General features: G+C 51.2%; 27 protein-coding genes and 6 pseudogenes. 20 read left to right on the forward strand and 13 right to left on the reverse strand.

What is annotated here, in order from left to right:
* Nucleotides 1-100: 100 nt before the first annotated feature.
* A pseudogene (locus ACD630_RS08145) lies at nt 101-382 on the reverse strand (transposase); the annotation flags it as partial.
* 41 nt (nt 383-423) lie between these two features.
* Here ACD630_RS08145 and ACD630_RS08150 point away from each other — a divergent pair.
* The gene (locus ACD630_RS08150) at nt 424-1,308 is read left to right on the forward strand and encodes a hypothetical protein (RefSeq protein WP_430358729.1); all 885 of its coding nucleotides are present in this window, start codon (nt 424-426) and stop codon (nt 1,306-1,308) included.
* Between the two features lie 34 nt (nt 1,309-1,342).
* On the opposite strand, the pseudogene ACD630_RS08155 reads toward ACD630_RS08150, so the two are convergent.
* Nucleotides 1,343-2,253: pseudogene (locus ACD630_RS08155) on the reverse strand (IS481 family transposase).
* Nucleotides 2,254-2,450: 197 nt separating this feature from the next.
* Here ACD630_RS08155 and ACD630_RS08160 point away from each other — a divergent pair.
* Nucleotides 2,451-2,597 (forward strand): hypothetical protein, encoded by a 147-nt coding sequence (locus ACD630_RS08160; protein ID WP_430358730.1) that lies wholly within the window; start codon nt 2,451-2,453, stop codon nt 2,595-2,597.
* A 6-nt stretch (nt 2,598-2,603) separates the two neighbouring features.
* Here ACD630_RS08160 and ACD630_RS08165 read toward each other — a convergent pair whose 3' ends face one another.
* Both ACD630_RS08165 and ACD630_RS08170 read right to left on the reverse strand, forming a co-directional pair.
* Nucleotides 2,604-3,005 carry a transposase gene (locus ACD630_RS08165; protein WP_430359954.1) on the reverse strand — a complete coding sequence of 134 codons (402 nt, stop codon included), beginning with the start codon at nt 3,003-3,005 and terminating at the stop codon, nt 2,604-2,606.
* Nucleotides 3,006-3,533: 528 nt separating this feature from the next.
* Nucleotides 3,534-3,758 (reverse strand): annotated as a pseudogene (locus tag ACD630_RS08170) (citrate/2-methylcitrate synthase); the annotation flags it as partial.
* A 29-nt stretch (nt 3,759-3,787) separates the two neighbouring features.
* Between ACD630_RS08170 and ACD630_RS08175 the strand changes: the two are divergent.
* Nucleotides 3,788-4,006, forward strand: coding sequence for a hypothetical protein (locus ACD630_RS08175; RefSeq protein WP_430358731.1), 219 nt, complete (start codon nt 3,788-3,790; stop codon nt 4,004-4,006).
* Nucleotides 4,007-4,144: 138 nt separating this feature from the next.
* Here ACD630_RS08175 and ACD630_RS08180 read toward each other — a convergent pair whose 3' ends face one another.
* A complete protein-coding gene (locus ACD630_RS08180) occupies nt 4,145-5,185 on the reverse strand; it encodes an IS481 family transposase (RefSeq protein WP_430358732.1) in 1,041 nt (346 codons plus the stop codon).
* A 266-nt stretch (nt 5,186-5,451) separates the two neighbouring features.
* Between ACD630_RS08180 and ACD630_RS08185 the strand changes: the two genes are divergently transcribed.
* Entirely contained in the window at nt 5,452-7,776 is a 2,325-nt protein-coding gene (locus ACD630_RS08185; RefSeq protein WP_430358733.1) for a Tex family protein, read from the forward strand.
* Between the two features lie 279 nt (nt 7,777-8,055).
* Here ACD630_RS08185 and ACD630_RS08190 read toward each other — a convergent pair whose 3' ends face one another.
* From ACD630_RS08190 to ACD630_RS08200, 3 genes are all read right to left on the reverse strand, one after another.
* Entirely contained in the window at nt 8,056-8,283 is a 228-nt protein-coding gene (locus ACD630_RS08190) for a YdgH/BhsA/McbA-like domain containing protein (protein WP_430358734.1), read from the reverse strand.
* A 225-nt stretch (nt 8,284-8,508) separates the two neighbouring features.
* Complete coding sequence (locus tag ACD630_RS08195; protein WP_430359955.1) at nt 8,509-8,661, reverse strand: omptin family outer membrane protease; 153 nt, start codon at nt 8,659-8,661, stop codon at nt 8,509-8,511.
* Nucleotides 8,662-8,806: 145 nt separating this feature from the next.
* Nucleotides 8,807-9,058, reverse strand: a complete 252-nt coding sequence (locus ACD630_RS08200; protein WP_430359956.1) for an omptin family outer membrane protease — start codon at nt 9,056-9,058, stop codon at nt 8,807-8,809.
* Between ACD630_RS08200 and ACD630_RS08205 the strand changes: the two genes are divergently transcribed.
* Complete coding sequence (locus tag ACD630_RS08205; protein ID WP_430358735.1) at nt 8,967-9,761, forward strand: IS630 family transposase; 795 nt, start codon at nt 8,967-8,969, stop codon at nt 9,759-9,761. The genes ACD630_RS08200 and ACD630_RS08205 overlap by 92 nt on opposite strands.
* A gap of 23 nt (nt 9,762-9,784) precedes the next feature.
* Entirely contained in the window at nt 9,785-10,162 is a 378-nt protein-coding gene (locus ACD630_RS08210; RefSeq protein ID WP_430359957.1) for a DUF488 domain-containing protein, read from the forward strand.
* A gap of 7 nt (nt 10,163-10,169) precedes the next feature.
* Here ACD630_RS08210 and ACD630_RS08215 read toward each other — a convergent pair whose 3' ends face one another.
* Nucleotides 10,170-10,811, reverse strand: coding sequence for a LysM-like peptidoglycan-binding domain-containing protein (locus ACD630_RS08215; protein ID WP_430358736.1), 642 nt, complete (start codon nt 10,809-10,811; stop codon nt 10,170-10,172).
* Nucleotides 10,812-11,157: 346 nt separating this feature from the next.
* Between ACD630_RS08215 and ACD630_RS08220 the strand changes: the two genes are divergently transcribed.
* The 5 genes and pseudogenes from ACD630_RS08220 to ACD630_RS08240 all read left to right on the forward strand — a co-directional run.
* A complete protein-coding gene (locus ACD630_RS08220; protein ID WP_430358737.1) occupies nt 11,158-11,778 on the forward strand; it encodes a peptidylprolyl isomerase in 621 nt (206 codons plus the stop codon).
* A gap of 142 nt (nt 11,779-11,920) precedes the next feature.
* Nucleotides 11,921-12,529: a hypothetical protein gene (locus tag ACD630_RS08225; RefSeq protein ID WP_430358738.1), complete on the forward strand. Its 609-nt coding sequence runs from the start codon at nt 11,921-11,923 to the stop codon at nt 12,527-12,529.
* Nucleotides 12,530-12,667: 138 nt separating this feature from the next.
* Entirely contained in the window at nt 12,668-13,003 is a 336-nt protein-coding gene (locus ACD630_RS08230) for a hypothetical protein (protein ID WP_430358739.1), read from the forward strand.
* Between the two features lie 15 nt (nt 13,004-13,018).
* Entirely contained in the window at nt 13,019-13,147 is a 129-nt protein-coding gene (locus ACD630_RS08235; protein ID WP_430358740.1) for a hypothetical protein, read from the forward strand.
* Between the two features lie 25 nt (nt 13,148-13,172).
* Nucleotides 13,173-13,454: pseudogene (locus tag ACD630_RS08240) on the forward strand (sulfoxide reductase heme-binding subunit YedZ); the annotation flags it as partial.
* Here ACD630_RS08240 and ACD630_RS08245 read toward each other — a convergent pair.
* On the reverse strand, nt 13,451-13,603 hold the full coding sequence (locus ACD630_RS08245) for a hypothetical protein (RefSeq protein ID WP_430358741.1): 153 nt from the start codon (nt 13,601-13,603) through the stop codon (nt 13,451-13,453). The pseudogene ACD630_RS08240 and the gene ACD630_RS08245 sit on opposite strands and share 4 nt — an antisense overlap.
* 175 nt (nt 13,604-13,778) lie before the next feature.
* On the opposite strand from ACD630_RS08245, the gene aroQ reads away from it, so the two are divergent.
* The 9 genes and pseudogenes from aroQ to ACD630_RS08290 all read left to right on the forward strand — a co-directional run.
* A complete protein-coding gene (gene aroQ / locus ACD630_RS08250; RefSeq protein WP_430358742.1) occupies nt 13,779-14,231 on the forward strand; it encodes a type II 3-dehydroquinate dehydratase in 453 nt (150 codons plus the stop codon).
* 38 nt (nt 14,232-14,269) lie between these two features.
* Nucleotides 14,270-14,734, forward strand: coding sequence for an acetyl-CoA carboxylase biotin carboxyl carrier protein (gene accB / locus ACD630_RS08255; RefSeq protein WP_430358743.1), 465 nt, complete (start codon nt 14,270-14,272; stop codon nt 14,732-14,734).
* A gap of 29 nt (nt 14,735-14,763) precedes the next feature.
* Nucleotides 14,764-16,107 (forward strand): acetyl-CoA carboxylase biotin carboxylase subunit, encoded by a 1,344-nt coding sequence (gene accC, locus ACD630_RS08260; RefSeq protein ID WP_430358744.1) that lies wholly within the window; start codon nt 14,764-14,766, stop codon nt 16,105-16,107.
* Nucleotides 16,108-16,183: 76 nt separating this feature from the next.
* Entirely contained in the window at nt 16,184-16,426 is a 243-nt protein-coding gene (locus ACD630_RS08265) for a YhdT family protein (RefSeq protein WP_430358745.1), read from the forward strand.
* Nucleotides 16,416-17,867: a sodium/pantothenate symporter gene (gene panF, locus ACD630_RS08270; protein ID WP_430358746.1), complete on the forward strand. Its 1,452-nt coding sequence runs from the start codon at nt 16,416-16,418 to the stop codon at nt 17,865-17,867. Before ACD630_RS08265 ends, panF begins: the two co-directional genes overlap by 11 nt.
* Nucleotides 17,868-17,884: 17 nt before the next feature.
* Nucleotides 17,885-18,766 (forward strand): 50S ribosomal protein L11 methyltransferase, encoded by an 882-nt coding sequence (prmA, locus tag ACD630_RS08275; RefSeq protein WP_430358747.1) that lies wholly within the window; start codon nt 17,885-17,887, stop codon nt 18,764-18,766.
* 356 nt (nt 18,767-19,122) lie between these two features.
* On the forward strand, nt 19,123-20,088 hold the full coding sequence (gene dusB / locus ACD630_RS08280; protein WP_430359958.1) for a tRNA dihydrouridine synthase DusB: 966 nt from the start codon (nt 19,123-19,125) through the stop codon (nt 20,086-20,088).
* 23 nt (nt 20,089-20,111) lie between these two features.
* Entirely contained in the window at nt 20,112-20,408 is a 297-nt protein-coding gene (gene fis / locus ACD630_RS08285; RefSeq protein ID WP_430358748.1) for a DNA-binding transcriptional regulator Fis, read from the forward strand.
* An 898-nt stretch (nt 20,409-21,306) separates the two neighbouring features.
* A pseudogene (locus ACD630_RS08290) lies at nt 21,307-21,654 on the forward strand (transposase); the annotation flags it as partial.
* 83 nt (nt 21,655-21,737) lie between these two features.
* Here ACD630_RS08290 and ACD630_RS08295 read toward each other — a convergent pair.
* The 3 genes and pseudogenes from ACD630_RS08295 to ACD630_RS08305 all read right to left on the reverse strand — a co-directional run.
* Nucleotides 21,738-21,869 (reverse strand): annotated as a pseudogene (locus ACD630_RS08295) (helix-turn-helix domain-containing protein); the annotation flags it as partial.
* Between the two features lie 84 nt (nt 21,870-21,953).
* A complete protein-coding gene (locus ACD630_RS08300) occupies nt 21,954-22,214 on the reverse strand; it encodes a hypothetical protein (protein ID WP_430358749.1) in 261 nt (86 codons plus the stop codon).
* 43 nt (nt 22,215-22,257) lie between these two features.
* The gene (locus ACD630_RS08305) at nt 22,258-23,016 is read right to left on the reverse strand and encodes a DeoR/GlpR family transcriptional regulator (protein WP_430358750.1); all 759 of its coding nucleotides are present in this window, start codon (nt 23,014-23,016) and stop codon (nt 22,258-22,260) included.
* Nucleotides 23,017-23,095: the final 79 nt, after the last annotated feature.

The raw sequence follows: 23,095 nt of genomic DNA on the forward strand, positions 1-23,095 counted from the left end.
CGATACGAGCCTGTTTAAGATTTTGTGTAAATGCCTTTCCTCAGAAGTGACCGTCAAGGCGGTCACCGAACTCGATAATAAAGCGACTCATTGCCATACGCTAGTCCTGTAAGGGCATCGTCCATTTCTGTGATGCCGCCTGGATTGTCAGCCATACGACCTTCTTCACCGAGTCATCAGTCGGGAACACCTTGCGTTTCTTGATTGCATGCCGGAGCACGCTGTTCAGTGATTCTATAGCGTTCGTCGTGTAGATTACGTTGCGAAGTTCCTGCGGGTACGAGAAGAATGTCGACAGGTTGGCCCAGTTTGACTGCCAGCTCCGGCTTATCTGCGGATAGTGGTGATCCCATGTCCCACCGAACGTCTCCAGCGCCTGAAGCCATAGGTATCTACACATCTTTTGCAATATCTGCTATTACGTTGCTGCATGATCTCAACTTATCCATCGGCGGGATTGATGCCCGCCTTAACCGGCGTTATCAGCGTCTGGTTAAGCAACACATGACTCCCCCAGCACCATTGGCGTCAGCCGTTAAAGACCTTGCCTGCGCGCAGAAAACAACATTCGCCACTACTCAGGCCGGTTGGCGTTTTTTTAATAATGAACGTATTAGCTTCAGTCAGCTCAATGAACCGATTATTTCGCTGGCTCTCCGGCAGGTTGCACTTAGCCCGCATCCATACGCTCCCGTCGTTCACGACTGCTCTCATTTACAGTTTCGTACCCACAATGGGAAAGAAGAACGTTTGAAAATGACGCATGGTGGCGATGTCGGTTATGAACTACAAACCAGCCTACTGCTTGATGCTGCAAATGGTTTACCAATAGCGCCCCTGTCTCAAACTCTAACCGATAGGGCGGGTTGTCGTTCAACGCTAACCGAGGGCTTGTCTGAGAGTCTGACTCATATGGATGCTTTGACGGCTGATATCGCCCGCGTTGAGTCTCTTGATACCGGGAAGAAGTTAGTTCATCTCATTGACCGTGAAGGTGACTCTATCGGGCATATGCGCACATTAAGCTCCCAGGGAATATGTTGGCTTATCCGGGGAAAGGAAGGGCATCGGGCCGAGTGGGGCGGTGACACCCGTAAAATTGGTGAAATTGCAGACGATCTGCCATTTATCGCAAACGGACAGGTTGGCTGGAAAGGGAAAAAAGCCAATATGGAGATCGGGGAAACATCCGTGATCATAACGCGAACAGCAAAACCGAAGCGGAAAGACAAGAACACCGGACGGCGAGTGAAAGTTCAGCTAGGCATAGCTCTGACACTCAGATGTACTAGCTCAGACCTGATCTGACAGTTACCGATTATTTATACAGGTGTCTGTCAGATTACATCTGGTTCAGATTCTTTTCTGCCCAGATCCGTTTTCCATCGAGTAAAGTGGCCATCGGCGTACGCCCGCAGCACATTTTTCCCTGATGAGTTCGCTCATTATTGTAATGCCACAACCAGTTGTCCAGATCTACCTGCAGACTTTCCAGGTCTCCATATAACTTCTTGCCGAACGTAACCTGATAAAAATCCTGCAAAATGGTTTTATGGAAGCGCTCGCAGATGCCGTTCGTCTGCGGAGACATCGCCTTCGTTTTCGTATGCTCGATATCGTTGATAGCCAGATAAAGCTGATAATCATGCTGCTCCACTTTACCACAGTACTCCGTACCCCTGTCGGTCAGTATTCTCAGCACCGGCAGTCCCTGAGCCTCGTAGAACGGGAGTACGCGATCATTGAGCAGGTCGGCGGCGGTGAGCGGTGTTTTATTCGTATACAGCTTGCAGTGTGCCACTTTCGAGTACGTATCCACGAACGTCTGCTGGTATAGCTAAGCGACATTATTTTGATAACAATTAGCTGTTCCTCAAGCGCCTTCAGGCGTTTACGGAAGTTCTCCAGGTCGTGTCGTTGCCAGATGGAGCGCACGCCGCTGCCGGAGATAAATACGCCTTTTTTACGCAGCTCATTACTGGTCCGGTGCTGCCCATGGGGCGGGAACTCAATAGCATAATCAACAACCGCGCCTTCAGTGGCTTCGTCGGCGCGGTTCTTCAGGTTCGGAACCCGGCGGTTCTGGTTAACCAGCGCATCAATGCCGCCTTCAGCAGCCAGTTCCTGATAACGGTAAAATGTATCGTGTGACACGCCCATGCTCTTGCAGGCTTTTGATACGTTACCGAGTTCTTCGGCGAGATTGAGCAGGCCGGCTTTGTGTTTGATAATGGGATTGTTAGTATGAAGCATGAGAGTTACCTCGCGTTTTGTTTAAGGATTAGACACCCATATCAAAACCGGTAACTCTCAACCTTTCAAGGTCCAGTGTCAGATCTAGTCGCGACTAATACAACTCAGATTAGTTGTGATTCGCCTTACCGATACTTACGGTAAATTTATCGGACGCTGGACGCTGCTCACAAACGTTATAGCCAACCGACATTATTTTGATAACAGCCAGCTATGCTTTTTTGCCGCATATCAGGGCATCTGTTGTAATCATTTTTAAGTCGCTTGGCTATATCACCGAACATCTCTCCCCAGTCGGCGAACCATTTATTTGTATTAGTCGCGACTATAGCAAAGCGACTTAATTTTGATTACACCATATGGACTGAGAACAAAATCTCTGTATCGCAAGCACTCTCTCTTTTTTTGCTTCTTGCTTGTGCCCATTTATGCTCAATTGGGTTAAGATCTGGCGAATATGTAGGCAAATACTCCACCATATACCCTGCATCGATGATGACTTGTTGAATATTATGTTTTTTGTGAAAAGTTGCATTGTCCATCACGATTACCCTGTTTTTAGGGAGTACTGGGATAAGGACTTGTGTGACCCAAGAATAGAAAACATCGCTGTTAATATTGGCTTTTTTCCCTTTCCAGCCAACCTGTCCGTTTGCGATAAATGGCAGATCGTCTGCAATTTCACCAATTTTACGGGTGTCACCGCCCCACTCGGCCCGATGCCCTTCCTTTCCCCGGATAAGCCAACATATTCCCTAGGAGCTTAATGTGCGCATATGCCCGATAGAGTCACCTTCACGGTCAATGAGATGAACTAACTTCTTCCCGGTATCAAGAGACTCAACGCGGGCGATATCAGCCGTCAAAGCATCCATATGATTCAGACTCTCAGACAAGTCCTCGGTTAGCGTTGAACGACAACCCGCCCTATCGGTTAGAGTTTGAGACAGGGGCGCTATTGGTAAACCATTTGCAGCATCAAGCAGTAGGCTGGTTTGTAGTTCATAACCGACGTCGCCACCATGCGTCATTTTCAAACGTTCTTCTTTCCCATTGTGGGTACGAAACTGTAAATGAGACCAGTCGTGAACGACGGGAGCGTATGGATGCGGGCTAAGTGCAACCTGCCGGAGAGCCAGCGAAATAATCGGTTCATTGAGCTGACTGAAGCTAATACATTCATTATTAAAAAAACGCCAAACGGCCTGAGTAGTGGCGAATGTTGTTTTCTGCGTGCAGGCAAGGTCTTTAACGGCTGACGCCAATGGTGCTGCGGGAGTCATGGTATGTCGTGTGATGCTGTTGACAAACTGATCGTACTGTTCACGATTCGGCGCATCACCGTGCAGCATGATGTAACACACCTCGGTGAAATCACATTTCTCAGCCAGCTGCTCCACCGGAAACCCCCGATGCAACAGCACTCTATTAGCGGCGTCAATATAGGTGATGGCGGATTCACACCCGGCCGTGTTATTAAACCCCGGATCGTAGCTACACAGCCCCTGCGCACCTATAGGCAACCGACTTAAAAATGATTACAGACAATGCCCTGATATGTGGCAAAAAAATACAGCTAATTGTTATCAAAATAATGTCGCTTGACTATAACGGACGAATGTCTACGGCCTCTTTGCCCAACACACCCGAGCACACATTGAGTGCAATGTTCTTTTTTCCTTCCATCGTCAGGATGGATTTCTTGAGTGTCATTATTCTTTCTCCCGTCCGAATGCGCCTTTCACCAACATGACACCCCATAACGTGAATCTGCGCCGCATTACCGTAACACAGCCAGAGCACACTCCGTACCGCACCTTTCCTTAATATGTACTAGCTCAGACCTGATCTGACAGTTACCGATTATTTATACAGGTGGGTGTCTGTCAGATTACATCTGGTTCAGATTCTTTTCTGCCCAGCTCCGTTTTCCATCGAGTAAAGTGGCCATCGGCGTACGCCCGCAGCACATTTTTCCCTGATGAGTTCGCTCATTATTGTAATGCCACAACCAGTTGTCCAGATCTACCTGCAGGCTTTCCAGGTCTCCATATAACTTCTTGCGGAACGTAACCTGATAAAAATCCTGCAAAATGGTTTTATGGAAGCGCTCGCAGATGCCGTTCGTCTGCGGAGACATCGCCTTCGTTTTCGTATGCTCGATATCGTTGATAGCCAGATAAAGCTGATAATCATGCTGCTCCACTTTACCACAGTACTCCGTACCCCTGTCGGTCAGTATTCTCAGCACCGGCAGTCCCTGAGCCTCGTAGAACGGGAGTACGCGATCATTGAGCAGGTCGGCGGCGGTGAGCGGTGTTTTATTCGTATACAGCTTGCAGTGTGCCACTTTCGAGTACGTATCCACGAACGTCTGCTGGTAGATACGGCCCACCCCCTTCAGATTGCCCACGTAGAAGGTGTCCTGCGAGCCCAGATACCCGGGATGTGCCGTCTCGATTTCACCGCAGGCCTCATCATCGTGCGCCTTCTTCTCCAGGGCTGCGATTTGAGCGTCGGTAAGGACAATGCCTTCTCTGGCGACCTTTTCCTCAAGCGCCTTCAGGCGTTTACGGAAGTTCTCCAGGTCGTGTCGTTGCCAGATGGAGCGCACGCCGCTGCCGGAGATAAATACGCCTTTTTTACGCAGCTCATTACTGGTCCGGTGCTGCCCATGGGGCGGGAACTCAATAGCATAATTAACAACCGCGCGTTCAGTGGCTTCGTCGGCGCGGTTCTTCAGGTTCGGAACCCGGCGGTTCTGGTTAACCAGCGCATCAATGGCGCCTTCAGCAGCCAGTTCCTGATAACGGTAAAATGTATCGCGTGACACGCCCATGCTCTTGCAGGCTTTTGATACGTTACCGAGTTCTTCGGCGAGATTGAGCAGGCCGGCTTTGTGTTTGATAATGGGATTGTTAGTATGAAGCATGAGAGTTACCTCGCGTTTTGTTTAAGGATTAGACACCCATATCAAAACCGGTAACTCTCAACCTTTCAAGGTCCAGTGTCAGATCTAGTCGCGACTAATAACACTTAATACGCGAAAAAAGGCTTCAAATTCGAACAATTTGCTGAAAAATTGACATAGGTAAATTTTCTGAGAGGTCATAATGCAGGCTGGCATTTTTACTACGCAATCCGTATAACTGTCCCCGATTAGTTAACTCACCCCTTGATGATGATTGAATTCCGATTATGAATGATGCACTGAGCCAGATTATCGCCAGCGAATTGCAGGCGCGAAAGGAGCAGGTTGACGCCGCTGTCCGCCTGCTGGACGAAGGGAACACCGTACCGTTCATCGCTCGTTACCGTAAAGAAGTGACTGGCGGGTTGGATGATACCCAACTGCGCCAGTTGGAAACCCGCCTCGGTTACTTGCGCGAACTGGAAGAACGGCGTCAGATCATTCTGGAATCTATCGAAGAGCAAGGAAAATTAACACCGCAGTTGGCTCTGGCGATTAACGGCACCCTGAGTAAGACTGAGCTGGAAGATCTCTATCTGACATACAAGCCCAAACGCCGTACTCGTGGGCAAATTGCCATCGAAGCCGGGCTTGAACCGCTGGCAGACAGACTGTGGCAAGACCCAAGCCAGGTGCCTGAAGAGGCGGCGTTGGCCTATGTCGCCGAAGACAAAGGTGTTGCCGATGTCAAAGCCGCTCTGGACGGTGCGCGCTACATTCTGATGGAGCGTTTCGCAGAAGATGCCATCTTGCTGGCCAAGGTGCGTGACTATTTGTGGAAAAATGCCCATCTGGTTGCACGCGTGGTCGAAGGCAAAGAGGATGAAGGCGCGAAGTTCCGTGACTACTTTGCCCATCAAGAACCGATCGCCAGCGTGCCATCACACCGTGCACTGGCGATGTTTCGCGGCCGCAACGAAGGGGTACTGCAACTCGCCCTGAACGCCGACCCACAGTTTGACGAACCGCCGCGCGAAAGCCAAGGTGAGCAGATCATCCTTTCACACCTGAATTTGCAGCTCAACAACGCTCCTGCCGATAGTTGGCGTCGTGCGGTGATCAGCTGGACCTGGCGTATCAAGGTGCTGTTGCATCTGGAAACCGAGCTGATGGGCACCGTGCGTGAAAAGGCCGAAGAAGAAGCCATCAATGTGTTTGCACGCAACCTGCACGACCTGCTGATGGCCGCGCCTGCCGGAATACGCGCCACCATGGGGCTCGATCCGGGTCTGCGCACAGGTGTGAAAGTCGTGGTAGTAGATGCAACTGGCAAACTGGTTGCCACGGATACGATTTACCCACATACTGGACAGGCTGCCAAGGCGGCCCCTATCATTGCGGCACTGTGCGTTAAGCATCAGGTAGAACTCGTGGCGATCGGTAACGGTACCGCATCACGTGAAACCGAACGTTTCTTCCTCGATACACAAAAACAGTTTCCGGCAATCAATGCCCAGAAGGTGATTGTCAGTGAGGCAGGTGCTTCGGTGTATTCTGCATCAGAGCTGGCGGCGCTGGAGTTCCCCGATCTGGATGTTTCCCTGCGCGGTGCTGTTTCTATTGCGCGTCGCTTGCAGGACCCTCTGGCTGAGCTGGTGAAGATCGATCCAAAATCCATCGGTGTCGGCCAATACCAGCACGATGTAAGCCAGGTGCAACTGGCGAAAAAGCTCGATGCGGTGGTGGAAGACTGCGTTAACGCAGTGGGCGTCGATCTGAATACCGCATCGGTGGCGCTGCTGACGCGTGTTGCTGGGCTTAGCAAAATGATGGCGCAGAATATTGTCAACTGGCGTGACGAAAACGGACGCTTTGACAACCGTCAACAGTTGCTCAAGGTCAGTCGCCTGGGGCCAAAAGCCTTCGAACAGTGCGCCGGATTCCTACGTATCAACCACGGCGATAACCCGCTGGATGCCTCGACGGTTCACCCTGAAGCCTACCCGGTGGTCGAACGCATTCTGGAAGCCACACGCCAGACACTGCGCGATTTGATGGGTGACACCGCCGCGCTGCGCAAACTCAAGGCGGTGGATTTCACTGACACTCGCTTCGGCTTACCCACGGTGACAGACATCGTGAAAGAGTTGGAAAAACCGGGGCGCGATCCACGACCGGAGTTTAAAACCGCTGCGTTCGCCGAAGGGGTGGAAACGCTCAACGATCTGCTGCCGGGTATGGTGCTCGAAGGGGCGGTCACCAACGTCACTAACTTTGGCGCTTTCGTGGATATTGGCGTACATCAGGATGGCTTGGTGCACATTTCGTCGCTGTCCGATCGCTATGTCGACGATCCGCACAAGGTGGTGAAAGCCGGTGATATTGTGAAGGTCAAGGTGCTGGAAGTCGATCTGCAACGTAAGCGTATCGCGCTGACCATGCGTCTCGATGAACAGCCGGGTGACACCCCGTCACGCCGTAGCGCCAGCGGAGCCCAACGCAACACCGGATCTCGCCCAGCTCATCATGCACCGCGTGCAAAACAACCGCAGAGCGCAGCAGGTAATAGCGCCATGAGCGATGCACTGGCCACCGCATTTAAAAAACGTTAGCTTTTTTGTATACCCTAAATAATTCGAGCTACAGGAAGACCGCAAGCGCTGGCCCGAAGGGTGAATCTCAGGGATGAGATTCATTCACTCCGGTGAGCTTACTCAAGGAAGTGATTCGGGTGACAAATCTGCCGGGAGCAGATTTGAACGCCGCGCGCAGCGGCCTCGTAAGAGGTGAGGCCCAAGGATGTGGCGAATAATGCGTGTAGCCACTTGAAGTATGACGGGTATAAGCAAAGGGAGCCATTGGCTCCCCTTGTAACATTTGCTCGGCTTCACTTATTTATACAGAACTGCCGTGCCGCGCAGTTGGTTATCACCGGTAGCAGAAACGATACGGTAAGAAGATGCACCTGCTGCCTGTGCTTTAGCGGCAACTTGCGATTCAAAACCGCTCAGCGTTTTAGCGCCACTCACGGAAACGGTACCCATCTGCTCTGCGGCGAAGGTGCCGAAAGAGAGAGAAGTCAGGGCCAATACTGCTGCAAAAGTTTTGATGGTTTTCATGATGCTAATCCTTATCTCTGCGGTTAGGTAGAAAGCGAAGTGCTTTCGATGAAGAGAAGAATAGCGCCATTGCTCGGTAATAAATAGCTAAGTGATTTGCTGTGATAAGTCAATTTTTTTGAATAAAAATCATTACCGGTTTCGATCTGTTATTCTGACATCATCGGTTGATGGGGCCGGCTCCCCCACGACAGCGCAAACCTCGCTGGCCCCCCTTGGTGATGATTAAAAACGGTATGTCAGGCCTGCTGTCACCATGTAATACTCATTGGCAATACCCGCCGCGTGACCGCCAATATATCCCTGCTCCCCAGAAACCTGATCAATAATTTGCATCCCTCCCCAACTCTCATCATATTTATGGCTTTGTTGAATAATAGTGAGTCATGCTATTTTTCCAGCCAGTTTTGGTAGAAAATGCTTGTCACCTCAGGTTTACAGTTTTCTTATGATGCCTAACTGCATGATTTTGCGTTGCTAGGATCTGTCGTTTCAGCGGGGGTGCAGCATAAAATATGTTTATTCAACAAAGCCCATATTTATTCCAACTCAGCGCGGTAAATACCTTGGCACAGGATGTCAGATAATAACCAATGTCCACCAACACGGAATAATAACGCCCATAATTGCCTTCATCGCGAAAGGTTAATTGGCGAAAATAGTGCTCATCAAAATAATGTCGCTTGGCTATATCTACACGGGAAGAAGAAGGGTTGAGTATCCGGGAAACAGCGAAGCAATTTCGGATTGGCCCTGCCTCTGTATCGCGTTGGATTAATCAAATAGCGTCAAAAGCATCGACCACGCGTCAGCGAAAGAGCGATAAATCCGAGTTGATAAAAGATGTTGAACCATATCCAGATGCTTACCAAAAAGAACGTGCAGAGCGTTTTGGCGTTTGTCAGAAGGCCATTTGGCAAGCTCTTAAAAAGCTGGGATTGACCTATAAAAAAACGCTACGTCATCCGAAAGCCGACGGAAGCGCCCGGCAAGCATTTCAACAAAAAATACAACAGTATGAAAAAGAAGGTAAACCTATTGTTTTTATTGATGAAAGTGGTTTTCCACACGATACCCCACGGACTCACGGCTATTCCCCAAAAGGTCAACGGTGTTTTGGGCTGAAGAACTGGGGGGCCAAGGGAAGAACAAATGTTATCGGCGCTTTATTAGGCACAACGCTGTTTGCTATCGGATTATTTGATATCAATATTAACAGCGATGTTTTCTATTCCTGGGTCACACAAGTCCTTATCCCAGTACTCCCTAAAAACAGTGTAATCGTGATGGACAATGCAACTTTTCACAAAAAACATAATATTCAACAAGTCATCATCGATGCAGGGTATATGGTGGAGTATTTGCCTACATATTCGCCAGATCTTAACCCCATTGAGCATAAATGGGCACAAGCAAAAAGCAAAAAAAGAGAGAGTAGTTGCGATACAGAGATTTTGTTCTCAGTCCATATGGTGTAATCAAAATTAAGTCGCTTGGCTATATGTCCGCAGCCACTGATGTACCGCACATTCATTTACAGCGGGTTTATGATGTGCAAGGGCCTTTTGCGCACCCCACGTTTCTGGTGGACCGGCTCTGGCCACGCGGTGTTCGAAAAGAGCGGCTGGAAGGCGCGCAGTGGCTTAAAGCGGTTGTGCCCAGCACAGCACTGCGTCAGGCATTCCACGCAGCGCAAGACGCGTGGGACGCTTTTGTTGCGCAGTATCGCGCCGAACTGGCACAACAACGCCATTGGCAGATCATTACGTCGGCACTTGCGTGCTCGGGTGAAGTCACATTGCTCTATGGCAGCAGAGATCCACAGCGCAATCATGCGCAGGTACTACGGGATTTTCTGCTCGCGCAGTGTAACGTCTGAACAGACCTTAACGCGTGCGAAGAAATACGCCATCGGATTGGCGCGTGAAGTGCACCCGCTGGCCATCCGCTGTTTCAATCTCCAACTCAGACACCATTCCTTGCGCATTGAGCCGCAGTTTGACCTGTTGCCCGGCACGCAGGTTGCTCAGTGGCTTATCTCTTCCTTCCACCTGGGCCATTGCGAAAACGTCGTTGACGGGCAGGTTATTATCCCTGAACAGCTGCACCAGCGTTTGTCCTGCGGCAATCGGGTAAGTCTGCCAGGCTGGCGTGCTGTCTGCGAGGTTAGCGTGCATTGGCGCTGATTCATTAAGTGTGATGGGGGTGGCAGATGACGGAGTCCGCGATGTTGGCGGCGAATAGGGCCACAGTAGTGCGATCAGCAGCAGTGCGAAGGCAATCATAATCGCACGGCGGTGGAAGGCAGGCAACGGATCCATCCAGTGGTAGCTGTCAGGGTGATGCCACAGTCCTCTCAATAGATCACGCACACGCTCAAGCAGTGCCGACAGAAGGAGAGAGGGCGCATTACGCTGTTTTTCGGCCCGAGCCAAAGGCAAACGTGGAAGAACGTGTAGAACGCTGCGAATCAGCGCTTGATAATCCCTTGCGGGGGCTACTCGTTTCCTGGGCGCGATTCTGCCCATGGTGACCTCTCTTGCAACGATAGCAACCTGTAAAGCTGCCCAGTATATAGGTAACACGCCAACGAAAGTAATACAAGAGTCATAATCGCTAACGTGTTGATGCTTAAGGTAACAAATTTGAGAGAAAGTGGAACCCTTAGTATAGAATAGGGCATGGTATTCGCTCGCCTTTCATACTGGTAGAGTCGGTTTTCTCGACTGTGCGCCGACTTTCGCGGGATCTGCGCACTGCCAACGTCTCTGCAACGTGAAGTATGACGGGTATAACGATCACACAGAAGATTTTACCCTGCCGTCCAGCGCTATTATGCTGCGTTTTCATTTTCTTACACAATGAGGAACATCCATGGGCCCCCCTTCTTACGAGAGCGTTGAGGCGCAGGCCAGTTACGGTATTGGTTTGCAGGTTGGTCAACAGCTGCAAGAGTCTGGCCTGGAAGTGTTGATCCCTGAAGCCCTAGTGGCAGGTCTGCGTGATGCACTGGCAGGCAATGCGCCCGCCGTGCCTGTGGATGTTGTACATCGTGCGCTGCGTGAAATTCATGAACGTGCTGATGCGGTGCGCCGTGAGCGCCAGCAAGCGTTGGCCGTTGAAGGTCAAAATTTCTTGGCAGACAATGCCGGTAAAGACGGCGTCAACCAGACTGAGTCCGGTTTGCAATTCCGCGTGTTGACCCAAGGGGAAGGGGCGATCCCCGCACGTCAAGATCGCGTGCGTGTGCACTATACGGGCCGCCTGATCGATGGCAGCGTGTTTGACAGCTCCGTGCAGCGCGGGCAGCCGGCAGAGTTTCCGGTGAGCGGCGTTATTCATGGCTGGATTGAAGCGCTGACGCTGATGCCGGTCGGTTCCAAATGGGAACTCTATATTCCACATAACCTAGCGTATGGCGAACGTGGCGCAGGCACATCTATTCCGCCGTTCAGCGCACTGATTTTTGAAGTGGAACTGCTGGAAATCCTCTAATGCAGGTGCATAGGTATAGCCAACCGACTTAAAAATGATTACAACAGATGCCCTGATATGCGGCAAAAAAGCATAGCTGGCTGTTATCAAAATAATGTCGGTTGGCTATATCTACACATCTTTTGCAATATCTGCTATTACGTTGCTGCATGATCTCAACTTATCCATCGGCGGGATTGATGCCCGCCTTAACCGGCGTTATCAGCGTCTGCTTAAGCAACACATGACTCCCGCAGCACCATTGGCGTCAGCCGTTAAAGACCTTGCCTGCGGGCAGAAAACAACATTCGCCACTACTCAGGCCGGTTGGCGTTTTTTTAATAATGAACGTATTAGCTTCAGTCAGCTCAATGAACCGATTATTTCGCTGGCTCTCCGGCAGGTTGCACTTAGCCCGCATCCATACGCTCCCGTCGTTCATGACTGGTCTCATTTACAGTTTCGTACCCACAATGGGAAAGAAGAACGTTTGAAAATGACGCATGGTGGCGACGTCGGTTATGAACTACAAACCCGCCTACTGCTTGATGCTGCAAATGGTTTACCAATAGCGCCTCTGTCTCAAATTCTAACCGATAGGGCGGGTTGTCGTTCAACGCTAACCGAGGGCTTGTCTGAGAGTCTGACTCATATGGATACTTTGACGGCTGATATCGCCCGCGTTGAGTCTCTTGATACCGGGAAGAAGTTAGTTCATCTCATTGACCGTGAAGGTGACTCTATCGGGCATATGCGCACATTAAGCTCCTAGGGAATATGTTGGCTTATCCGGGGAAAGGAAGGGCATCGGGCAGAGTGGGGCGGTGACACCCGTAAAATTGGTGAAATTGCAGACGATCTGCCATTTATCGCAAACGGACAGGTTGGCTGGAAAGGGCAAAAAGCCAATATGGAGATCGGAGAAACATCCGTGATCATAACGCGAACAGCAAAACCGAAACGGAAAGACAAGAACACCGGACGGCGAGTGAAAGTTCAGCCAGGCGTAGCTCTGACACTCAGATTAGTTGTGGTTCGCCTTACCGATACTTACGGTAAATTTATCGGACGCTGGACGCTGCTCACAAACGTTAGCAACGAGCTCACCAGCGCGGAAGTCGCTCGCTGGTATTACTGGCGCTGGGGTATTGAATCCTTTTTTAAGCTGCTGAAAGGTGCCGGTCATGATGTAAAAAAATGGCTTCAGCGCAGTGCTGGTGCACTGCTACGCAGGTTATTGATATAGACAACCGACTTAAAAATGATTACAGCCAATGCCCTGATATGTGGCAAAAAAATACAGCTAATTGTTATCAAAATAATGTCGCTTGGCTATATTAGCAGACTATACCCTGGAAGAACTTGCCCACTTAGCTATGGTGGTTTTTAACCCTTTATGATGTGTAGATACCTATGCCTTGTTGGGCCAGGAGTTGACTAACCGCCCTTATCTTACGCTGGGCGCACTCAGCTGGCTGCTGCTAGCCTTGGCGGTAACCTCATTTCAGGCGGCACAACGTGCGCTTGGCAGTCACTGGCAGCACTTACACAACCTTATCTATGTTATCGCGGTGCTCGCGCCCATTCATTATTTGTGGTCGGTAAAAATCTTATCGCCGCAACCAATGATCTATGGGCTAAGTGTGCTGATCTTGTTGGCGCTGCGTTACAAAAAGTTCCGCCAGTGGTGGCGTTAATGCCGGGAAAGCGACTGTAGCGCAATGCCACACGCGGCGGGGGCGTCAAAGCTATTTGCGGAGATAAGACCAGTATAGCCAAGCGACATTATTTTGATAACAATTAGCTGTATTTTTTTGCCACATATCAGGGCATTGGCTGTAATCATTTTTAAGTCGTTTGGCTATATTTAGCTGCTAATTGCCACGATATGGTTATAATGCCCGACCTTATCGCCCGGTGAACAATTTACGTTGCCAAAAGGTGACAAACGATGTGCTTCGCGCTATGTTGTGCGGCACATTTTTCTACAAACTGGGTGTATCGCGGGAGATAGCGGCACAATGGCAGAGAGATTTCACATTTTGCTTTTGAACGGTCCCAACCTGAATCTGCTGGGAACCCGTGAGCCAGAGAAGTACGGCAGCACTACGCTTGCAGAGATCGTCAGCGGTCTGGAACATCAAGCGCAGGCGCTCAATGTACACTTCTCCCATGTCCAATCCAATGCTGAACATGTGCTGATTGATACTATTCATCAGGCACGCGGCAATACGGATTTTATTTTAATTAACCCGGCGGCATTTACCCACATCAGCGTTGCATTACGTGATGCGCTACTGGCCGTGGAAATTCCGTTTATTGAGATCCATCTGAGCAACGTGCACGCTCGCGAGCCGTTCCGTCATCACTCTTACTTGTCCGATGTGGCAGTGGGTGTGATTTGCGGCTTGGGCGCGGATGGATATGGCTATGCGTTACAGACGGCGGTAAAACGCCTGTCCACGTCAAACTAAATAAACCCATTTCAACAAATGAGTACGGAACCACATCCATGGATATTCGTAAAATCAAGAAACTGATCGAACTGGTTGAAGAATCCGGCATCGCCGAACTGGAAATTTCAGAAGGTGAAGAATCAGTACGTATCAGTCGTGCCCCTGCTGCACCGAGCTACCCGATGATGCAGCAAGCCTATGCGCCCATGATGCAGCAACCGGCCCCTGCGCTGGCAACCGCCGTGGCCCCGGAAGCAGCTTTTGCCGCTGCGCCTGCGGCCGTTAGCGGTCACACCGTGCGCTCTCCCATGGTTGGTACGTTCTACCGTACCCCAAGCCCGGATGCCAAGGCATTCGTTGAAGTGGGGCAACATGTTAACGTCGGCGATACCTTGTGCATCGTTGAAGCCATGAAAATGATGAACCAAATCGAAGCCGATAAAGCAGGCGTGGTGAAAGCCGTGCTGGTTGAAAACGGCCAATCGGTTGAGTTTGATGAGCCTTTGGTTGTCATTGAATAACCGGTTGTCATCGAATAACGAGGCTTACCATGCTAGATAAAATCGTTATCGCGAACCGCGGAGAGATTGCGCTGCGTATTTTGCGCGCCTGTAAAGAACTGGGCATCAAAACCGTTGCCGTTCACTCCAGCGCCGACCGCGATCTGAAACACGTGCTGCTGGCCGACGAGACCGTGTGTATCGGTCCGGCTCCGTCGACCAAAAGCTACCTGAACATCCCGGCGATCATTTCCGCCGCGGAAATCACCGGTGCCGTGGCCATTCACCCCGGCTACGGCTTTTTGTCCGAAAATGCGGATTTTGCCGAGCAGGTCGAGCGTTCTGGCTTTATCTTCATTGGCCCACGCGCAGACACCATCCGCTTGATGGGTGACAAAGTCTCTGCCATTTCTGCCATGAAGAAAGCGGGCGTACCGTGCGTACCGGGTTCTGACGGCCCTCTGGGCGACGACATGGATAAGAACCGCGCCTTTGGCAAACGCATCGGCTACCCGGTGATTATCAAAGCCTCTGGCGGCGGCGGCGGTCGCGGCATGCGAGTGGTGCGCAGCGAGAAAGATCTGGAACAATCCATCCTCATGACCCGTGCGGAAGCGAAAGCCGCTTTCAATAACGACATGGTGTATATGGAAAAATACCTAGAAAATCCGCGTCACGTGGAAATTCAGGTATTGGCTGACGGTCAGGGCAACGCTATCTATCTGGCGGAACGCGACTGCTCCATGCAGCGTCGTCACCAGAAAGTGGTGGAAGAAGCGCCTGCACCGGGCATCACGGCAGATTTGCGTCGCTACATCGGCGATCGCTGCGCTAAAGCCTGTATGGATATCGGCTATCGCGGCGCCGGTACGTTTGAATTCCTGTTTGAAAACGGTGAGTTTTACTTTATCGAGATGAACACCCGTATTCAGGTTGAGCATCCGGTAACGGAGATGATCACTGGCGTCGATCTGATCAAAGAGCAGCTGTGCATCGCTGCTGGTCAACCGTTGTCGATCAAACAGGAAGAGGTCAACGTGCGCGGTCATGCGGTGGAATGCCGTATCAACGCCGAAGATCCCAACACCTTCCTGCCAAGTCCGGGCAAGATCAACCGTTTCCACGCACCGGGCGGTTTTGGCGTACGCTGGGAATCGCACATTTACGCCGGCTATACCGTGCCGCCGTACTACGATTCCATGATCGGCAAGTTGATCACTTACGGTGAAAGTCGCGATATCGCGATTTCCCGAATGAAAAACGCCTTGGCGGAACTGATCATTGATGGTATTAAAACCAACATTGAGTTGCAGTTGAAGATTATGAACGACGAGAACTTCCAGCACGGTGGAACCAATATCCACTATCTGAAGAAAAAGCTCGGTCTGCAATAATCTGCATCGTACAAACGTATAAAGGCCAGCCATGCTGGCCTTTTTGCATGTTGGTACCGCTTTACAGGAAAAAATCATGGACAAACGCTTCCCCCAAGCGCACAAAGAGGCGCGATGGGCACTGTTCCTGACGCTATTTTACCTCGTAGGCTGGGTAGTCACCGCCTACGTGCCTGACAACACCGCCTGGTTGACCGGGCTGCCGCGCTGGTTTGAGTTCTCCTGCCTGCTGCTGCCGCTGGTGTTTATCGTGCTGTGCTGGCTGATGACGCACCTGGTATTTCGCGATATTCCGTTAGGAGACGACGATGCACAATGATGTGATTCTGCCGCTGGTCGTCTACCTGATGCTGGTGTTTGGGTTGTCGATTTACGCCTATCTGCGCCACCGCGAGGGCAATTTCCTCAACGAGTACTTCCTTGGTAGCCGCTCAATGGGCGGGTTTGTGCTCGCCATGACGCTGATTGGCACCTATGTCAGCGCCAGTTCGTTTATCGGTGGGCCAGGTGCTGCCTATAAATACGGTCTGGGCTGGGTACTATTGGCGGTGATCCAGGTGCCAACCATGCTGCTTTCTCTCGGCATTCTAGGGAAAAAATTCGCCATTCTGGCACGACGCTACAACGCCATTACGCTGAACGATATGCTGTATGCACGTTACGGCAGTCGCCTGCTGGTATGGTTTGCCAGCCTGAGCCTGCTGGTGGCCTTTATTGGGGCAATGGCAGTGCAGTTTATCGGTGGCGCTCGCCTGCTGGAAACTGCCGCTAACGTGCCCTACGACGTTGGCTTGCTGATTTTCGGCGTCACGATAGCGCTTTACACTACCTTCGGCGGTTTTCGCGCCAGCGTGCTCAATGATGCAATGCAGGGCGTGGTGATGCTGATCGGCACAGTATTGCTACTGGTGGCTATTATCTCTGCCGCTGGCGGACTGGGCAGCGCGGTAGAAACGCTGCGTCAGATCGATCCGGCCTTGGTAGACCCGCACGGCAGCGGCCAGACGCTCACCTTTCCGTTTATGGCCTCATTCTGGGTATTGGTGTGCTTCGGCGTCATCGGCCTGCCTAACACCGCCGTACGCTGCATCTCTTACAAAGATAGCAAAGCGCTGCATCGCGGCATCATTATCGGCACCATCGTCATCACCGTGCTGATGCTGGGTATGCATCTGGCCGGCGCGCTGGGACGCGCTATCATGCCGAACCTGACCATTCCCGATCAAGTGCTGCCGGAACTGATGGTGAAAGTGCTGCCGCCGCTGGCAGCGGGCCTCTTCCTCGCCGCGCCCATGTCCGCCATTATGGCCAACATCAACGCACACCTGCTGCAAGCGTCTGCCACCATCATCAAGGATCTGTATCTGAGCGTAAAACCGCACCAAGCACAGAATGAACGCCATATCAAATGGCTCTCCAGCGCCACCACGCTGCTGCTCGGTGTGCTGACGCTGCTGGCCTCCTGGCGACCGCCTGAAATGATTATCTGGCTCAATCTGCTGGCGTTTGGCGGCCTGGAAGCGGTATTCCTGTGGCCACTGGTGCTCGGACTTTATTGGGAACGCGCCAATGCGACCGGCGCGCTCAGCGCCATGATGGTTGGTGCCTTATGCTATACTCTACTTGCCACCTTTAAGCTGAATCTGGCGGGCTTTCACCCGATTGTCCCCGCCCTTTCGTTCAGCCTGGTGGCATTTCTTATTGGTAACCGTTTTGGCAGCAACCCTACGCCAAACGCTGCCGCAACACTTTCACATTAACGGGAACAGAGGCTGCTATGCCGTGGATTCAACTCAAAATCAATACGACGGGCGAGCAGGCTGAACAACTGGGCGATGCGCTTATCGAGAGCGGTGCGGTGTCCGTCACCTTTCAGGACACCCACGATACGCCAGTATTTGAGCCGCTGCCGGGTGAAGCCCGTTTATGGGGCGATACCGATGTGATTGGGCTGTACGACGCCGAAACCGAGATGCCGGACGTGATTGCCCAACTGGAGCAAGAACCGTTACTGGGTGCTGGTTTTCGCCATAAAATCGAGCAGTTGGAAGATAAGGACTGGGAACGAGAGTGGATGGACAACTTCCACCCGATGCAGTTTGGCAAACGCCTGTGGATCTACCCGAGCTGGCGTGACATCCCCGATCCGAATGCCGTTGACGTGATGCTGGATCCCGGTCTGGCCTTTGGTACAGGCACGCACCCCACCACCTCCCTGTGCCTGCAATGGCTCGACAGTCTGGATTTGGCGGGCAAGACGGTTATCGATTTTGGCTGTGGGTCTGGTATTTTGGCGATCGCTGCATTGAAACTGGGTGCCGCACAGGCGATTGGCATCGATATCGATCCTCAGGCCATTCAAGCCAGCCGCGATAACGCACAGCGTAACGGCGTCTCAGAGCGTTTGGCGCTCTATCTGCCGAAAGACCAGCCCAATGACCTCTCTGCCGACGTAGTGGTCGCCAATATCCTTGCAGGCCCACTGCGCGAGCTGTCACCGCTGATTAGCACACTGCCCAAGGCAGGAGGACATTTAGGATTATCAGGCATTCTGGCTTCACAGGCAGAAAACGTGGCAGCAGCTTACACCGACCTGTTCGACCTCGACCCGACTGTTGAGAAAGAAGAGTGGTGCCGCATTACGGGCGTCAAGCGCTAAGCGTTATGGCGAGTGCCCTTAGCCGTTTCACGGTGGTTGGCGGCACTCGTCAGGCCTTGAGATAAAGCCATTGCGCGAGAAACCACCCGTTATTGCGCATGAAAACGCCACCGGGCGCGGCCTGTTCAGGCATTTGCATAGTGTTGCGCAGAAATGTTTGATCGTACAATGGTTGGACCAATGAGTGATTTTTCTTATAACATGCTGTAATAAAAAGACAATTATAGAATTTAATTGTGCGAAGACACATTTCCTTGATCTGTTCCGCTCAATTGCTCAAAGTTTGGCCTTTCATCTGGCGTAAAAAATGCGTAATATACGCGCCCTTGCAGACACAGTATGGTCACTCTTTGTCTATGCACATTGGACAATTTCAGCTAGCTAATCGATTGATCGCCGCCCCCATGGCTGGCGTCAGCGATCGCCCTTTCAGGACGCTCTGTCATGACATGGGGGCTGGGATGACGGTCTCCGAAATGCTCTCCTCCAATCCGGAGGTATGGCGTTCGGATAAGTCGCGTCTGCGCATGGTACACAGCGATGAACCTAGGATCCGCGCCGTGCAGATTGCCGGAAGCGACCCTGATGAGATGGCTGCGGCAGCCAGAATCAACACCGATTTCGGCGCGCGAATCATTGATATCAACATGGGGTGTCCTGCAAAGAAGGTAAACCGCAAGATGGCGGGTTCTGCGCTGTTGCAGTATCCGGATTTGGTAAAACAAATCCTCTCCGCCGTGGTTAAGGCGGTGGACGTACCGGTCACGCTGAAAATTCGTACTGGCTGGGCACCGGAGCACCGTAACTGTGTAGACATTGCCAGACTGGCCGAAGCCTGTGGTATCCAGGCGCTTACCGTACATGGCCGCACGCGTGCGTGCCTGTTCAACGGTGAGGCAGAATACGACAGTATTCGGGCGGTTAAGCAGGCCGTTTCCATTCCCGTTATCGCGAATGGCGACATTACAAGCCCGCATAAAGCCAGAGCGGTTCTTGATTACACCGGGGCAGATGCCCTGATGATAGGACGGGCTGCTCAGGGAAGACCTTGGATCTTTCGGGAAATCCAGCATTATCTGGACACAGGGGAGCAACTGGCACCGATGCCGTTGGCAGAAGTGAAGCGTTTGCTCTTCAAGCACATACGGGAATTGCACGACTTTTATGGTCTGGGCAAGGGGCTCCGTATTACTCGTAAGCACGTCTCCTGGTATCTCCAGGAGAACGCCCCCAATGACCAGTTTAGGCGCACATTCAACGCCATTGAGGATGCCAGCGAACAGCTGGAGGCGTTGGAGGCATATTTTGAAAATCTTGCGTAAACAGAAAAAGAGCTGACAGAACTATGTTCGAACAACGCGTGAATTTTGACGTATTGACCGTTTCTACCGTAAACTCTCAGGCTCAGGTAACCCAAAAACCCCTGCGCGATTCGGTTAAACAGGCACTGAAGAACTATTTCGCTCAACTTAACGGTCAGGATGTGAATGACCTGTATGAGCTGGTATTGGCTGAAGTTGAACAGCCACTGTTGGACATGGTGATGCAGTACACCCGTGGTAACCAGACCCGCGCTGCCCTGATGATGGGTATCAACCGCGGTACGCTGCGCAAGAAATTGAAAAAATACGGCATGAACTGATAAAAAATAAATTATCTTTTATTTACAAGGCGTTGTCTTCGTTTAGGCAAAGCCTGAATATAAAAATGACCCCACTAGATACCCCACGGATTAATTCAATGCTTTAAGGACATATAAGCGCTCACAGTCCTAGTGACGGAGAGCAAATATTTCCAACGTATATCGAGAGTATTTCGTAGACGCCCGAGCCCCATGCACACCCCGTATGCAAAGACATCCACGCACAACAATAGGGACGATGTGCCATCCATCGAGAGAATGCACACCGGGGGTTCGGGGGTTCGAGCCTTCCAAGCTCACACATGGCTGCACAAAACCTCCTCAGCCCTTGTGCTATAGGATTTCTGCTGGGCATACCCCACGACCTACAAAAATATTGTAGGTCTCCGTGAAGTGTACAGCAGTTGGATAGAGGTAATTGGGGAAGTCATTCTCTTATAGCCAACCGACTTAAAAATGATTACAGCCAATGCCCTGATATGCGGCAAAAAAAGCATAGCTGACTGTTATCAAAATAATGTCGGTTGGCTATACCTGAAAAACTTATTTATGTAGATAGGCGAAAAGGTGTTGTTCTTGTTGTTCATGATTTTTTAATGCATTAATATTTAATGAATTTAATCAGAATTTGTGAACAACATACCCCCTATTCTGAACAACATAAGCTCTCAACGGAACAACGCATTCTCAGGTGAAGGCGCTGGACAAGTCCTTCAGAAGTGCGCAAGTCAAAGGGGCATGAATTGCGTATCTTTTAGAGACGCGGTTGTTTAAATCAAACTAACCCATTGATGAATATTGAGTTATGCTCATTTCTGGTGTACGGGGTTTCGGGGAGGGTGGGGTATCCTGCTGATTGATTTCGTGGATGATTTCAACAACAGAGAGATGATACCCCATGAAAAAGTCTACCCTACAGCTCTCCGCAGAACCAGATATTGCCGGTGATCCCTTGCATGAACTCATTCGTAATGGTGCCAGGCAGCTGATAGCTGCCGCCGTTGATGTTGAGCTCGAAGCCATGCTGCAACAACATGCTGAATGCCGCCTTGACGACGGGCGTCATGCTGTCGTTCGTAACGGCTATTTGCCACAGCGAACCATACAGACGGGTATTGGGGATGTTGAAATTAAAGTGCCTAAGGTCAGGGAGCGCAGCGGCAACGGAATATGCTTCAACAGCGCGTTGTTGCCGCCTTATCTGAAACGTGCAAAAAGCGTCGAAGAGTTGCTACCATGGCTGTATAGCCAAGCGACATTATTTTGATAACAATTAGCTGTATTTTTTGCCACATATCAGGGCATTGGCTGTAATCATTTTTAAGTCGGTTGGCTATAACGGTAAAATGTATCGCGTGACACGCCCATGATCTTGCAGGCTTTTGATACGTTACCGAGTTCTTCGGCGAGATTGAGCAGGCCGGCTTTGTGTTTGATAATGGGATTATTAGTATGAAGCATGAGAGTTACCTCGCGTTTTGTTTAAGGATTAGACACCCATATCAAAACCTGTAACTCTCAACCTTTCAAGGTCCAGTGTCAGATCTAGTCGCGACTAATACAAATCAGGTTATTGCCGGTGAGGCGACCCGGTAAAAATTCCATGGAGAGGTAGTTAACATGACGGCCTAGCGGCAAATCAGGAGGGGTTATCGGATGAGCGGCAAGCTGCTCCGCCAGCGCAGTACTGACAACATGCCACTGCTGTTGGGCGCTGAGGCAGGTCAGCGCCTCCACGCCATAGTGTTGTCGTTGGCGGTGCAATACAGCAATAAACAGCGTGTGGTTGAATGACAGCTTTCCCATCGTACCTCTTCCCTGTTATCAATCAGAAAAAGGCACGTCTGGCTCAGCACAACTCCAACTGCACCTTATGTTGTTCAATGATTTTCATTACGCTGGGTGGTGGTAGTTGATCGGTAAAAAGATAGTCGATCAGGTCCATGTTGCCCAGATTCACCATCGCATTGCGACCGAATTTAGAGTGGTCGGTGACCAGCATAACGCAGCGAGAATTCTCGATAATTGCCCGTTTGGTGCGCACTTCATGGTAGTCAAACTCCAGCAAGGAGCCATCCATGTCAATGCCGCTAATGCCGAGGATGCCAAAATCCAGACGAAACTGAGAAATGAAATCCAGCGTCGCTTCCCCCATAATGCCGCCGTCTCGGGTGCGCACTTCGCCGCCTGCCAGAATCAACCTGCAATCCTCTTTTCCCATCAACAGCGTCGCCACATTCAGGTTGTTGGTGACGACCCGCAGATCCTTATGTTGCAACAGCGTATAGGCAACCGCTTCTGGCGTTGTCCCGATATCTATAAACAGCGTAGCACCATCCGGGATTTGGCTGGCGACTTTACGTGCAATACGTGCTTTTTCATCTGACCACATCATCTTGCGATCGTGGTAAGCCGTATTCACCGAGCTGGAAGGCAGTGCCGCACCGCCGTGGTGGCGATGGATCTTGTTCTGCTCCGCCAGATCGTTAAGATCCCGGCGAATCGTTTGCGGGCTGACCGCAAAATGTTCTACCAACTCTTCGGTACTGACATATCCCTGCCGACGCACCAGTTCAATGATGGCGTCGTGCCGCTGTGTTTGCCTCACGTTGTTCCCCTAAAACAGATTTCCACTCAACCCTCTGGTTGAGACTTCTCTGTGCTGCTGGCAACGCTCACCCCGTAAT

Origin of the sequence: Symbiopectobacterium sp. RP (assembly GCF_050472005.1) — a bacterium.
In the GTDB taxonomy this organism is placed as follows: Bacteria; Pseudomonadota; Gammaproteobacteria; order Enterobacterales; family Enterobacteriaceae; genus Symbiopectobacterium.